Source organism: Rothia kristinae, from assembly GCF_016028855.1.
Taxonomy (GTDB): domain Bacteria; phylum Actinomycetota; class Actinomycetes; order Actinomycetales; family Micrococcaceae; genus Rothia; species Rothia kristinae.
In genome coordinates, this window is record NZ_CP065738.1 from 1070141 (window position 1) to 1083547 (window position 13407).

13 protein-coding genes and 1 riboswitch are annotated in these 13407 nt (G+C 73.1%); of the genes, 12 read left to right on the plus strand and 1 reads right to left on the minus strand.

Annotated features, from left to right (window positions below; all coding sequences use genetic code 11):
- Positions 1 to 308 precede the first annotated feature (308 nt).
- The 12 genes from I6G21_RS04780 to I6G21_RS04835 all read left to right on the plus strand — a co-directional run bounded on the left by I6G21_RS04780 (position 309) and on the right by I6G21_RS04835 (position 12132).
- Positions 309 to 3299: a DUF4040 family protein gene (locus I6G21_RS04780; protein WP_129358082.1), complete on the plus strand. Its 2991-nt coding sequence runs from the start codon at positions 309 to 311 to the stop codon at positions 3297 to 3299.
- Complete coding sequence (locus tag I6G21_RS04785; protein ID WP_129358081.1) at positions 3296 to 3703, plus strand: sodium:proton antiporter; 408 nt, start codon at positions 3296 to 3298, stop codon at positions 3701 to 3703. Before I6G21_RS04780 ends, I6G21_RS04785 begins: the two co-directional genes overlap by 4 nt.
- Positions 3700 to 5289: a monovalent cation/H+ antiporter subunit D family protein gene (locus tag I6G21_RS04790; protein ID WP_232238555.1), complete on the plus strand. Its 1590-nt coding sequence runs from the start codon at positions 3700 to 3702 to the stop codon at positions 5287 to 5289. Before I6G21_RS04785 ends, I6G21_RS04790 begins: the two co-directional genes overlap by 4 nt.
- Positions 5286 to 5681 (plus strand): Na+/H+ antiporter subunit E, encoded by a 396-nt coding sequence (locus I6G21_RS04795; RefSeq protein WP_165870010.1) that lies wholly within the window; start codon positions 5286 to 5288, stop codon positions 5679 to 5681. The genes I6G21_RS04790 and I6G21_RS04795 overlap by 4 nt, the downstream gene beginning before the upstream one ends.
- Positions 5681 to 5938, plus strand: coding sequence for a monovalent cation/H+ antiporter complex subunit F (locus I6G21_RS04800; protein ID WP_064725533.1), 258 nt, complete (start codon positions 5681 to 5683; stop codon positions 5936 to 5938). The genes I6G21_RS04795 and I6G21_RS04800 overlap by 1 nt, the downstream gene beginning before the upstream one ends.
- Positions 5935 to 6279 (plus strand): cation:proton antiporter, encoded by a 345-nt coding sequence (locus I6G21_RS04805; protein WP_129358080.1) that lies wholly within the window; start codon positions 5935 to 5937, stop codon positions 6277 to 6279. Before I6G21_RS04800 ends, I6G21_RS04805 begins: the two co-directional genes overlap by 4 nt.
- Positions 6260 to 6838, plus strand: a complete 579-nt coding sequence (locus I6G21_RS04810; protein WP_129358079.1) for a MarR family winged helix-turn-helix transcriptional regulator — start codon at positions 6260 to 6262, stop codon at positions 6836 to 6838. The genes I6G21_RS04805 and I6G21_RS04810 overlap by 20 nt, the downstream gene beginning before the upstream one ends.
- Positions 6839 to 6905: 67 nt before the next feature.
- Positions 6906 to 7349 carry a DoxX family protein gene (locus I6G21_RS04815; RefSeq protein ID WP_058731610.1) on the plus strand — a complete coding sequence of 148 codons (444 nt, stop codon included), beginning with the start codon at positions 6906 to 6908 and terminating at the stop codon, positions 7347 to 7349.
- A gap of 1098 nt (positions 7350 to 8447) precedes the next feature.
- A riboswitch (TPP riboswitch) is annotated at positions 8448 to 8543 on the plus strand.
- On the plus strand, positions 8534 to 9661 hold the full coding sequence (thiM, locus tag I6G21_RS04820) for a hydroxyethylthiazole kinase (protein WP_232238562.1): 1128 nt from the start codon (positions 8534 to 8536) through the stop codon (positions 9659 to 9661). Its footprint overlaps the riboswitch before it by 10 nt.
- Positions 9658 to 10383, plus strand: coding sequence for a thiamine phosphate synthase (gene thiE / locus I6G21_RS04825; RefSeq protein WP_061225833.1), 726 nt, complete (start codon positions 9658 to 9660; stop codon positions 10381 to 10383). Before thiM ends, thiE begins: the two co-directional genes overlap by 4 nt.
- Positions 10380 to 11279, plus strand: coding sequence for a bifunctional hydroxymethylpyrimidine kinase/phosphomethylpyrimidine kinase (thiD, locus tag I6G21_RS04830; protein ID WP_129358078.1), 900 nt, complete (start codon positions 10380 to 10382; stop codon positions 11277 to 11279). Before thiE ends, thiD begins: the two co-directional genes overlap by 4 nt.
- Before the next feature lie 160 nt (positions 11280 to 11439).
- On the plus strand, positions 11440 to 12132 hold the full coding sequence (locus tag I6G21_RS04835; RefSeq protein ID WP_232238563.1) for a TenA family protein: 693 nt from the start codon (positions 11440 to 11442) through the stop codon (positions 12130 to 12132).
- Positions 12133 to 12248: 116 nt separating this feature from the next.
- On the opposite strand, the gene mmuM is transcribed toward I6G21_RS04835, so the two are convergent.
- Positions 12249 to 13286 (minus strand): homocysteine S-methyltransferase, encoded by a 1038-nt coding sequence (gene mmuM, locus I6G21_RS04840; protein ID WP_129358076.1) that lies wholly within the window; start codon positions 13284 to 13286, stop codon positions 12249 to 12251.
- Between the last annotated feature and the right edge of the window lie 121 nt (positions 13287 to 13407).

The following is a 13407-nucleotide window of genomic DNA, read 5'->3' on the forward strand; positions in this document are numbered from 1 at the left end:
AACCCGTCGGAATCGATGACTCGGCGCGGGTGGTGAGGGTGGTGGGGGCGGGGAAGCATGCTGTTAGAATTCTCGGCATGTCTGCCTCCCTGCCCGATCCCGTGCTGCCCGCGCGGCGTCAGCGGTGCGCCTTCGCGCACCCGGGCACCAACGGATACCTCTCCACGTGGGGGGCAGCCGCAGGCCGGAGTCGAGCCGCCGCGCTGAGCAGCGACGGCGGACGTCCGCCGTCTGCGTCGGCTGGCGGCCCTTCGCGGCCGCTGCGCCCACCCTACGGACCCTGATCTGCTACAGACCGAGGATGGACCTTGCTGCTCTGCTCCCTGGCCCTGGTGGGCCTCGCCTGTCTGCTCGCCTCACCGCTGTCCCGCCCCCTCGGCGGGAACGCCGGGTGGGTGCTGAGCCTGCCGCTGCTGGGTGCCGCGGCCCTGCTGATCCTGGCCTTCACCGGCTCCGACGGCGTCCCCGTCCAGCACCTGGACTGGATCCCCAGCCTCGGCGTCGGCCTGGACCTGCGCCTGGACGGGCTGGCGATGCTCTTCTCGATGCTCGTGCTGCTCATCGGCGCCGGGGTGATGTGCTACTCCCCGGGGTATCTGGGCCGGGCCCGGCAGGACTCCTTCTACGTGTGGATGACGCTGTTCGCGGCGTCCATGCTGCTGCTGGTGCTCGCCGATGACCTCGTCGTCATGTTCGTGGCGTGGGAGGGCACCACTCTGTGCTCCTTCTTCCTGATCTCCCGCTCCGGGCCGGCCGCCCGGCAGCCGGCGGTGCGCACCCTGCTGGTCACCGTGCTGGGCGGGCTGGCGCTGCTGAGCGCGGTGTGCGTGATGATCGCCGGCACCGGGACCTCGAGCCTGTCCCGGGTGCTGGACTCCCCGGTGTGGCGGGAGGACCCCGCCTTCACCGTCACCGTGGCCGTCCTGCTGGCCGTCGCCGCCTTCACCAAGTCCGCGCAGTTCCCCTTCCAGTCCTGGCTTCCGGACTCGATGGTGGCGATCACCCCCGTGTCCACGTACCTGCACGCGGCCACCATGGTCAAGGCCGGCATCTACGTGCTGCTGCGCTTCTCCCCGGTGCTGGCCGGGGTCCCGGTGTGGAGCGTCCTGCTGATCACCGCGGGGCTGATCACCGCGCTGCTCGGGGCCTTCTCCGCCGTGCGCCGCTACGACCTCAAGGAGCTGCTGGCGTACTCCACGATGTCCCAGCTCGGTCTGCTGGTGGCGATGGTCGGCGTCGGCACCCCGGAGGCGCTGACCGCCGCGACCGTGCACACCGCGGCCCACGCGCTGTTCAAGTCCTCCCTGTTCATGGTGGTCGGCGTGGTGGACCACCAGGCCGGCACCCGGGACATGCGGCGCCTGGCGGTCATGGACGTGCGGATGCCGGTGCTGCGGGTCATCGCGGTGCTCGCCGCGGCGTCGATGGCCGGCATCCCCCTGCTGTTCGGGTTCATCTCCAAGGAGGAGATGTTCACCGCGTACATCGAGTACCCGCATCTGGCGGCCGTGGTGGTGCTGGGCACCGCGGGCCTGGCCCTGACCTCGGTGTTCACCTTCGCCTACTCGGCGCGCCTGGTGCTCGGGGCGTTCACCCGGGACGGGGCGGCCTTCGCCGAGCACAGCCGCGGCGGCGCCTTCCGCCCGGAGGACGACGACGCCGCCCGTCCGGTGCGCGAGGCCTCGCCCCTGTTCTGGGCGGTTCCGGGCCTCGCAGCGGCGGCCGGGCTGGTGCTGGGCATCCGCCCGGGCCTGCTGGACGGGCTGTTCACCGAGGCCTCGGCGTCGGTGGTCGGCCACGCGGAGGAGGTCCACCTGCACCTGTGGCACGGGATCAACGCCCCGCTGCTGGTCTCCTCCCTGGTCATCGCGACCGGCCTGGTGCTGGTGTGGAAGCGCCGCGCCCTGGAGCCGATCCTCCAGCCCCTGGCCAGCCCCGTCTCCGGTCTGGCCGCGGTGGAGGGCCTGCGCACCGGGATCATCCGGTGCGGCGAGTGGGTCTCCCAGGCCACGGCCACCAACGCCCCGCGCCGGCACCTGCTGCCCCCGGTGCTGTTCCTCGTGGTGATCGCGGTGGCCGGGCTGTTCGGCCTGGCCGGGCTGGATCAGCTGCCGGCGACGGTCGGGGACCGCTCCCGGCCCTGGGACTGGGCCCTGCTGGTCCTGCTGGGCGCCGGGGTGGCGGCCACGGTGGTCGCCCGCACCCGCATCGCGGCGGTGGTGGTCACCGGCGTCGTCGGCTTCTCGATGATGCTGTGGTTCTTCGTCCTCGGGGCGGCCGACGTGGCGATCACCCAGCTGCTGGTGGAGATCCTGACGGTGGTCGTCATGGTGCTGCTGCTGCACCGCCTGCCCAAGCGCTTCGCGCGGGAGCGGGGCCGGGATGCGCTGGCGCCGGTGGTGGCCGTGCTGGCCGGGCTGGCCGCGTTCTTCGGCGTGTGGGCCCTGACCGGGCGCCGCGAGCACTCCGCGGCGGCCGAGTACTTCCTGACCCGGGGCGAGGAGCAGACCGGGGCGCTGAACCTGGTGGCCGCGATCCTCGTGGACTTCCGTGCCCTGGACACCCTCGGGGAGCTGACCGTGCTGGGGGTGGCCGGCCTGGCGATGATGGCCCTGCTGAAGGCCCGCCCGCCGGTGCGCGTGCGCCGGGCCAGCTACCGGGAGCGGACCCCGCTGGTCGACGCCGAGGCGAACGGGGTGCTCCTGCGGGTGGCCGCGCACCTGCTGCTGCCGGTGATCGTGCTGCTGTCCGTGTACCTGCTGCTGCGCGGGCACTACGAGCCCGGCGGCGGGTTCATCGCGGCCCTGGTCGGCGGGGCGGGCTTCGCCCTGCTGTACCTGGCCGCCCCGTCGGATGCGGCCGCGAAGATCCGCTGGCCCTATCAGCTGCTGATCGGCTCGGGCATCCTGCTGGGCACCGTGACCGGTCTGGTCGGCTTCCTCAAGGGCTCCTTCCTGACGCCGATCAAATTCGAGGTCTTCGGGCTGAAGCTGTCCACCCCGCTGATCTTCGACCTCGGCGTGTACTTCGGGGTGCTCGGGGTGATCCTGGTGGCCCTGAACAAGCTGGGCCGGGCCGATGAGCACGGGCAGGCCAGCCCGGACGAGATCCAGGACTCCGATCCGCCCGCCGACGCCGCCGAGGACGGCTTCGACGACGCCCACCCGGCCGAGACCCGCGGCGAGCCCGTGGGGGCCGCGCGCGGGGCAGCCGGACCCGGCGGGTCGACCTCCGAAGGGATCGGGGGCGCGGGCGGCGTCGAGAACCAGGAGAGCACCGAGGAAGGAGGATCCCGATGACCGTGGCGATCGCCGTGGGCCTGCTGACCGCGGGTGCCGTGTACCTGCTCATGAAGCGGGAGATGCTGCGCGTGGTGCTGGGTTTCATCCTGCTGGGCCACGCCGGGAACCTCGTGCTGATCAGCGCGGGCGGGACCCACCAGCGCACCGAGCCCTTCGGCACCGCCGCGGACGCCTCCGCGGTCGCCGACCCGCTGCCGCAGGCCTTCGTGCTGACGGCCATCGTGATCGCCTTCGCGATCACCATCTTCATGCTCGTGCTCGCCGTGACCGGCGGGGAGAACGACGACACCCGGGGCGAGGGCGAGGTTCCGCCGGATCCGCTGCCCGAGGAGCCGAACGACGCGGAGCCGAAGGACGAGAAGCCGATCGACGAGGAGCCGATCGAGGAGGTGCGCCGATGAGCCCGTCCCTGCTGAGCCCGGCGATGCTGCCGCTCATGGTCGCGGTGCCGCTGGTGGCCGCGGGCCTGCTGGTGGTCCTCGGACGCAGGATCGTCCTGCACGCCGTCGTGGTGAACCTGGTGACGGCCGCCTCCGTGGCCGTCGGCGGGTGGATGGTGTGGCTGTTCTCCGCGGCCGGGGACCTGCCCGGCGGGGCCGTGGCCCACGGGGTGGGCAGCTGGCCGGTGGGCATCGCCATCCCCTTCGTCGCGGATATGCTCTCCGCGCTGATGATCGTGGTCACCGGGATCCTGACCCTCGCCTGCACGGCCTTCGCCTACGCCTCCGGGCGGGCGGACTCGCCGTACTTCGCGCCGCTGCTGCTGGTGCTGCTGGCCGGGGTCAACGGGGCCCTGCTGACCGGGGACCTGTTCAACCTGTTCGTGTTCATCGAGGTCATGCTGCTGCCCTCCTACGGCCTGTACGTGCTGGCCGGGCCGGGCCGCGGGGCCTTCCGGCAGGTCTCCGGGGCCCGGCTGTACGTGACCGTGAACCTGCTGACCTCCACGATCTTCCTGGCCGGCGTCGGGTTCATCTACGCCAGCGCCGGCACCGTGAACATCGCGGAGCTGGCCGGTGCCGCCCGCCGCGACGGGATGGTCGCGGTCTCCGCGTCGATCTGCCTGCTGGCCCTGGGCATCAAGGCCGCGGTGGTCCCGGTGCACGGGTGGCTGGCCCGGGCCTACCCGTCCACCTCCCCGGCGATCACGGCGCTGTTCTCCGGGCTGCACACCAAGGTCGCGATCTACGGGATCTACCGGATCTACGCCCTGCTGTTCGGCGGGGACGCCCGGTACCTGTGGGTCGGCGTCCTGCTGTTCTGCCTGACGATGGCGCTGGGCGTGCTCGGGGCCGTGGGGCAGCAGGGCTCCCGCTCCATCCTGGCCTTCCACATGATCAGCCAGATCGGGTACATCCTGCTGGGCGTGGCCCTGTTCACCGAGCTGGGCCTGGCCGCGGGGATCTTCTACCTGCTGCATCACATGATCGTGAAGGCTTCCCTGTTCCTGTCCACCGGGGCCATCGAGGTCACCTACGGTACGGATCGGCTGGACCGCTTCGCCCTGGTGGCCAAGCGGGAGCCGCTGATCGCCGCCGCCTTCTTCGCCGCGGCCCTGTCCCTGGCCGGCATCCCCCCGTTCTCCGGGTTCGTCGCCAAGTTCAGCCTGATCCTGGCCGCGGTGCAGGACCACCAGATCGCCGCGGTGGTGGTGATGGTGGTGGTCTCCCTGGTCACGCTGCTGTCCATGCTGAAGATCTGGTCCGGGATGTTCTGGGGGCGGGACCCGCAGAGCCTGCCCGAGGTCCCGGATCGGGATCCCGACTCCGGTGCGTCCGGAGGCCTGCTGATCACCGAGCAGGGGTCCGGCACCCGGGTGCGCGCTATGCCGCGGGTTCCGCTGAAGCTGGCGCTGCCCGGCGTCGTGCTGGCGGTGGTGACCCTGGGCCTGGGCGTGGGCGGGCAGCTGCTCATGGGGCTGTCCGAGACCGCCGCCCAGGGATTGATGCACGTGTCCGCATATGTTGAGGCGGTGAGCACTTCGTGAGCTGGCTGAGCTGGCCCTTCCGCATGCTGTTCTTCCTGCTGTGGTTCGCCAAGGAGATCGTGGTCTCCTCCGCGGCGGTGATGCGGGACAACCTCACCCCGGGGCAGTCCAGCACCCCCGGCATCGTGCGCCTGCGCACCCGCTGCCGCACCGACGTCGAGGTGACCCTGCTGGCCGCGACGATCACGCTGACCCCCGGGACCCTGACCCTCGGCATCCAGCGGGATCCCGACGACGGCGCCCGCCTGCTGTACGTGCACGGGCTGTACGCGACGGATGCGCGGGAGCAGCGGGAGGCGCTGCGGCAGATGGAGGACCGGCTGCTCGCGGGGCTGCGCAGGAAGCCGGCGGACGCATCCCGGGGGGCCGCCCGGGGAGAGGAGGAGCGGTGATGCTCGCGGTGGATATCGCCATCGGCATCCTGGTGCTGGCCTGCCTGGCCTCCACCGTGCGGATGCTCAAGGGACCGGACGACGCCAACCGGGCCAATGCCGCGGACCTGCTGACCTTCGGGATCATCGGGCTGCTGGCCCTGCTGGGGGTGCGCACCGCGAACCCCTACACCTTCGACATCGTGCTGATCGCGGCCCTGCTGGGCTTCCTCAGCGCGATCTCGCTGGCCCGGGCGCTGACGAGGGGGAAGCGATGAGTGAGATCTGGATGTGGCTCGGCGGGATCCTGACCGTGGTGGGAGCGCTGGTCTTCGCCACGGCGGCCCTGGGGCTGCTGAAGTTCCCGGATGCGTACAGCAGGGTCTCCGCGGTGGGGACCGCCGGGGGCCTGGGGATCGTGCTGGTGGTCCTCGGGGCCCTGGTGCTGCAGCCGGGGATCGGCGATGCGGTGAAGGCCGTCATCATCATCGTGCTGCAGCTGATGACCTCGGCCGTGGGCACGATGGCGATCGCCCGCTCCGCGGTGCTGGTCCGCACGCCCTTCGCCCGTTTGCGCTACGACGAGCTCCACGAGGAACATGAGCACCATGACGAGTGATCGAGCAGGCGCAACGGCGGACGGGGCGGAGGAGCCCCGGTGGCTCAGCCCCGAGGAGCGCGACGCCTGGCTGTGCCTGTCCGCGATCATGTTCCAGCTGCCCGGGCAGCTGGAGAACCAGCTGCAGCGGGACTCCGGGCTGGGCTTCGTGGAGTACATGGTCCTGGCGATGCTCTCCGAGGCCCCGGATCAGCGGCTGTCCATGTCCGACCTGTCCGCGCAGACCTCCACCCGCCTGGCTCGGCTCTCCCGGGTGGTCAAGCGCCTGGAGGAGCAGGGCTTCGTGCGCCGCTCCACCTCCACCGTGGACCGTCGGGTGACCCTGTGCCACCTGCTGCCGGTCGGGCACGAGGTCCTGGAGGCCGCGGCCCCCGGCCACGTCGAGCAGGTGCGCCGCTCGGTGTTCAACCACCTGACCCGCCGCCAGGTGACCCAGCTGGCCGGCATCGGCGAGGCACTGCTGGGCGGGAAGCCCTCCGCGGTGATCAACGCGCAGCTGGAGCGCGGGCAGCATCCGCGCCTGGGGGAGGCCTGCCCGGGGGGCGACGCCGAGAGGTGACGCCCCGACGTCGCCTTCTGTGACGAACCCCTAGCGGAAATTTCATTGATCGGTAAAGTAGCCGACTATGAGCTACCGCAACGAGACCTCGACTTTCCGCGCCTCCTTCGGGCTGCTCCTGCTGCGTGTGGTGCTCGGCATCGTCTTCCTGATGCACGGCTGGCAGAAGATCCACACGTGGACGGTGGACGGCACCGCCGCGAACTTCGCGCAGATGGGCGTGCCTGCCGCCGAGCTGTCCGCGGCCTTCGCCGCCTACCTGGAGTTCATCGGCGGCATCGCCCTGATCGTGGGGCTGCTCAGCCGCCTGGCCGGGCTGCTGCTGGGCCTGGAGATGCTCGGCGCGATCTACTTCGCCCACGCCTCCGCCGGGTTCTTCGCCAGCGACGGCGGCTACGAGTTCGTGCTGGTCCTGGCCCTGAGTGCGCTGGCGCTGGCCTTCACCGGGCCGGGCCGCCTGGCGATCTCCGGGGCCTTCGAAGGCCGTCCTGGGGCGAGCCTGCTGGCCTGAACGGACCCTCCCCGGCGGGGCAGCGAATCCGCCGCATCCGACCGCCGCTTCCGACCGACGCTTCCGTCCGCCGCGCAGGGCGGCACCCTGATCCTCGCATCGGGGTGCCGCCCTGCGGTGCGTCTGGGGTCAGAACGGTCCGCCGTCATCGGCGTCATCGACGCTGCGCTCCCGACATCGGATATCGAGCATCGGGCGGCGGCGCGGTGCACACCGGTGGAGAAGGTTATCCACAGGTGTGTACAACATTGTGAACAACTCGAAGACGTCTGCGAGTGCCGATGCGCGCATGTCTTCCGCGCCCGCCGCGCCCCGCCCGCTGCGGGCCCTCGGCCCCGGCGAGGGTGTTCGAACGGTGACCCACCTCGCACGAAACACACCGCTGTCATTTCACAGCGCCTGTGGATGGGACGGTGGAGAATCGGATACCCGCACCCCCGCGTCCGCGGTGCGCGCCCGGTGCGGGCCCGGTGCTCGGCCGGCGGGGTTCTCCGGGTCTCTCTGGGGGATCTCGGTGCTCCGAGGGCGTCTGGCTACCGGGGGCATCCCCCGGAATTCCGCGGAAGATCGGGGATCCGGGGGCACGTCTGGGGGCGAGGAGGGTTCCGTGGCTCGGGGGCCGCGCCCTCGGTGACGCCCCGATCCCCGGCCGCGCGCCTCCCGCTGATCGGATGCCGCGCTGCGTCGCCGTTATCCACAGCCGTCCACACCCCCGACGTCGGAGGCGGCCCGCGGTCGACCCGTTGTGCACGGAGTTTTCCACAGGTGGGGATATGTCGGGGGATGAGGGGACCGGATCGGTGTGGAACGGGCCCGCAGGGGCGCGTCGTCGGGAACCACATCGGTGTGAGTTCTCCACGGGTGTGGACAGCCACTGTGGACAACCCGGTGGACACCCCATCCCCACCCATCCCACTCATCCCGCCCGCCCCCGCTCATCCCAGCGTTTCGTCCCGGCCGGAGGCGGGCCCATCCCCCTCACCCCCGATGTCGCACGGCGGCGCTTCCGCGGTGATGCGTACTACAGTGAGGCCTGAGTCGGTCGCGAGGATGCGGCCTGACCTCCCCTGCGGCCGTCGCACCGGCGCCGCGCGGGGAGCCCGTGACGAGGGGTGCCGCCCGTGGGCGGCTGAGAGCAGACCCTTGGAACCTGATCTAGCCAGCACTAGCGAAGGGACGTCACCATGACGCACTTCACCACGTCCGGAGACCCCCGGGAATCCCGGAACCTCCCGAACTCCCAAGCCCCCGACGCCGCATCGCACCGCGGCCCCGATACCCCCGGCTCCGCCCCCGCCGGGGAGGCGTCGGCCTCCGACCTTCCCGCGCGCGTGGCCGCGGCCGTGGATGCCGTGCGCGCTCGCGGCCCCCTGGTCCACGCCATGACCAACTCCGTCGTCCGGGAGATCAGCGCGGACGTGCTCCTGGCCGTCGGCGCGTCCCCGGCGATGGTGGACCACCCGGAGGAGGCCGGCGTCTTCGCGGGCCTGGCCGACGGCGTCCTGGTCAACGTGGGCAACCCCTCCGACGAGAACCTGCTGGCCTACCGCCGCGGCATCGCCGGCGCCCGGGATCACGGGGTGCCGTGGGTGCTGGATCCGGTGGCGGTCGGCGTGCTCGAACCGCGCACCGGCTTCGCCCGGGAGGTCCTCGAGCTGTCTCCGGCGGCGATCCGCGGCAACGCCAGCGAGGTTTCCGCTCTCGCCGGGAGGGGCGCGGGCGGCCGCGGGGTGGACGCCACGGACACCGTGGAGTCCGCCCTGGAGGCGGCCCGCGCCCTGGCCGAGCGCACCGGCGCGGTGGTGGCCGTGTCCGGGGAGCGAGACCTGATCGTCTCCGCGCACCGGGTCACCCGCCTGGTCAGCGGGCACCCGCTGATGCCCCTGGTGATCGGCACCGGCTGCGCGCTGGGCGCGGTGGTCGCCGCGTACCTGGGAGCCGTTCGGGAGGTGACCGGCACGGGCGGCGGGCAGGCGAAGTCCGCCTCCGACGGCCAGGACGCCGGATCCTCGCCAGAGGTCGGGCCGGAGATGGGCGCTGGACCTCGGTCGGAGGCAGGATCCTCGGCGGGGACCGGCTCTTCTCAGGGCTCACAGTCCCCGGATGCCGCCGCGCCGGGCCGGGAGACGCCCGTTCGCCTCGATGCCCACGACGCCGTGCTGGCCGCCCATGCCCACCTGGGGGCGGCCGGGATCCTGGCCGGTCGCGAGGCCAGGGGGCCGGGCTCCTTCCGCGTCGCGTGGCTGGACGCGCTGCACGCACTGGACGGCGCCGGCGTCGTCGAGCTGGTGGGGATGGAGGAGCTGGCATGATCCCGGAGGGCGTGGACCCCGCGCTGTACTTCATCACGGACACGGCCCTGTGCGGCGGGCCGGAGCGGGTGCCGCACGTGGTGTACGAGGCCGTGGCCGGGGGTGCGGGGATCGTGCAGGTGCGGGATAAGCACGCCGACGACGCCGCATTCCTCGCCCTGGCCCGCGCCTGCCGGGACGCGGTGCGCCGGGCGGAGGACGCGCTGGGGCGCACCGCCGCGCTGGTGGTCAACGACCGCGTCGGGGTGGCCGAGCGCTTGGGGTTGCACGTGCACGTGGGGCAGTCCGACGCCTCCCTGGCGGTGGCCCGCCGGGCCGTGGGCCCGGAGCGGATGGTGGGCGTGTCCGCCTCCACCGCGGAGGAGGTGCGCGCCGCGGCGGAGTCCGGGGTGGCGGACCTGGTGGGGATCGGCCCCGTGTGGGCGACCCCCACCAAGACCGACGCCGCAGCGCCCCTGGGTCCGGAGGGCCTGGCCGCGCTGGCCGGTCCGGCGCGGGCCGCGGGGCTGGTCGCGGTGGGCATCGGGGGGATCCGGGCGGATCGCCTGCCGTTGCTGCGAGGGGCCGGGGTGGACGGGATCTGCGTGGTCTCGGCGATCGCGGCGTCGGAGAACCCCCGGGCTGCGGCTCGAGAGCTGCGGGCCGCCGCGGTGGACGAGGGCGTGCTGGCCGCGGCGGGCAGCGCCGCCCCGGCCGCGCGGAGCGAGGGGGCGGCGTCGTGAGGCGCCCGGCGGTGGCCCTGAGCGTGGCCGGCTCCGATCCCTCCGGCGGGGCCGGGATCCAGGCGGATCTGAAGACCTTCCACGCGCTCGGGGTGTACGGCACGGCGGCGATGACGGCCCTGACCAGCCAGAACACGACGGGGGTGCGCGGGGTCCACCCGGTGCCGGCGGACTTCGCGGTCAGCCAGGTCGAGGCCGTGCTGGATGACCTCCCGGTGGATGCCGTGAAGACCGGGATGCTGGGGCAGGCCGAGGTGGTGGAGGCGCTGGCGCAGCTGTTCCGGCGGCGTCGGACGCAGCTGGGGACGCTGGTGGTGGATCCGGTGATGGTCGCCACCAGCGGCGATCCCCTGCTGGCCGAGGAGGCCGAGGCGGCGCTGCGGGAGCTGCTGGTGCCGCTGGCGGACGTGATCACCCCCAACCTCCCGGAGGCCGCGCGCCTGCTGGGCGGCGGGGCGGGGGAGGCCCCCGCGGCCGATGATCTCGCGGGGATGCGGGAGCAGGCGCTGGCCCTGCTGGAGCTGGGGCCGCGGATGGTGCTGCTCAAGGGCGGGCATCTGGACGACGACGCGGCGTCGGAGGGTCGGGCCGTGGACGTGCTGGCGGTGCGCGGCGAGTCCGGGGCCCCGGCGTGGGCCGTGGAGCTGTCGGCCCCGCGCGTGCCGACGCGCAACACCCACGGGACGGGCTGCACGCTGTCCTCCGCGATCGCGGCCCACGCGGCCCGGGCGGCAGCGGGTCGGCCGGCCCTGGGGGACGCCCAGCTGGTGGAGGCCGTGCGGGAGGGGAAGCGGTTCCTCTCCCGGGCCCTGCACGACGGCGCCGCCTGGCGGCTCTCCCGCACACCCCAGGCGGGGCACGGGCCGGTGGACCACCTCTCGCAGGTGCTGCGCTGAGCGCGGCGCGGCTCACCGGGGGGCGTCGCTGGTGGACCGCTTCGTGCGTTCGGAGCTGGATCATCCGGTCCCGGATGCACGAAACGGTCCCGGAGCTGGGGTCGGAGGAGCGGAGATGACGAGGAGACGAGGAGAAGATGGGGACGCGATGGAGCTGAGCGTGCTGGACGAAGACCGCTGGGGCGCGGGGGAGCACACCGGGCACTGGTGGGCGCAGGCCCGGACCATCCGGGAGCGGGTGCTGCGCCTGCCGTTCCTGCGGCAGCTGGCCGACGGGAGCCTGGATCCCGGGGCGTTCGCGGAGTACCTGCAGCAGGACGCCTTCTACCTCGCCGAGTACTCCCGGGCCCTGGCCCTGCTGGCCGCGAAGGCGCCGTCGGCCGGGGCGGGAGCGTTCTGGGCGGGCAGCGCGCACACGGCCGTCGAGGCCGAGCAGGCGCTGCACGGGCAGCTGCTGTCCGACCCGCTGCTGGCGGATCTGCCGCGCCCGCAGGCCCCGAGCCCGACGACGCGCGGGTATATGCACTCCCTGGTGGCGGCCTGCGCGGTGCGCCCCTACGCGGTGGGGGCCGCGGCGGTGCTGCCCTGCTTCTGGATCTACGCGGAGGTGGGCCTGGCCTTATCCGGCGGGGCGCAGGAGGTGGCGGAGCATCCGTTCCGCCGGTGGGTGGCCGAGTACGGCGACCCGGAGTTCGCGGCGTCGGCCCGGGGCGCGGTGGCCCTGGTGGAGGAGGCGGCCCGCGAGGCCTCAGCCCCGATGCGCGAGCAGATGCGGGAGGCCTTCCTGGATGCCTGCCGGTGGGAGGAGCTGTTCTGGGACGCCGCCCACCGCCGGGAGGTCTGGACCCGCTGACCGGTCCTGTCGCTCATCCGGTTTCGGGACGGGTTCGTCGTTTCGGGACCGGAATATCCCGTCCCGAAACGACGAACCCGGCCCGAAATCCCAGACGCGGGCGGCGGGCGGGGCGCTCAGGGGTGGGTGAGGGCGGCCCGGATTCGCCGGATGTCCGAAGGGGTGGTCCGGCAGCAGCCGCCGATCAGTCGGGCGCCCGACGCCGCCCACCCGGCCGCGGCATCGGCCGGGGAGGCCGGACCGGGGGCGGGCTCCCAGGATTTGGTGACCGGGTCGTAGCGCTCCCCCGAATTGGGGTAGGCCACCAGGGGCTTGGCCGTGCCCCGACGCAGCGCCCGCAGGGCCGGGGCCACGCGGGGGATCGGCAGGCAGTTGACCCCCACGGCCACCACCTGCGGGGACTCCTCGAGCAGGGCGGCGACCTCCGGCAGGGCGGTGCCGTCGCACAGCACGGGCGCGGCGTCGTCATCAGCCCCGGTCCCGCCGTCGCCCGGCACGGACGCGGGCCCGCCGTCGGAACCGGTCTCGTCGGCCCCGCACCCGTCGTCGGCCTCAGCCTCGACGCCGGACGCCTGCCGCACGGACAGGCTCACCCACGCCCGGGCGTCCGGGAACTCCTGCGCCAGCTGCCGCACCAGGGCGCGCACCTCGCCGACGTGCGGCATGGTCTCCAGGGCCAGCGCCTCCGCACCCGCCCCCAGCAGGGCCCGCAGCCGCGGTCGGTGGAAGTCCCGGAACTCCTCCTCGCTCAGCTGGTACCGCCCCGTGTACTCGGAGCCGTCCGCCAGGTACGCCCCGTACGGTCCCACGGACCCGGCCACCCACCCGTCCGACGCCGCCGCATCCCGTGCTTCGCGTGTGAGTGTGACGGCGCGTTGCAGCAGCGCGTCAGCTTCCGACGCAGACCATCCCGCCGCGGTGAAGGCCGGTATGTTCGCCTGGTACGTGTTCGTTGTCGCCACCTGGGCACCGGCCCGGTAGTACGCCTCGTGCACGGCTCGCACCGCTTCCGGATGCTCAGCCAGCGCCGTCGCGGACCACAGGGGCGTGGAGGTGTCCACCCCCAGGCCCTCCAGCTCCGTGGCCATCGCGCCGTCCAGGATCAGGGGCGCGGAGGCCTGGGCCAGGGCGGTGGGGAAGGGCTGGCGGGGCATCGCGGCTTCCTTTCGGGGACGGTGCGCAGGTGCTCCCGACGCGGCGCGGGAGGGTTCTGCACGCACCCTACGCCGATGCCGCTCGGATCGTCCCGCCGCGAGTCCGCGGTGCGTTCGCCGT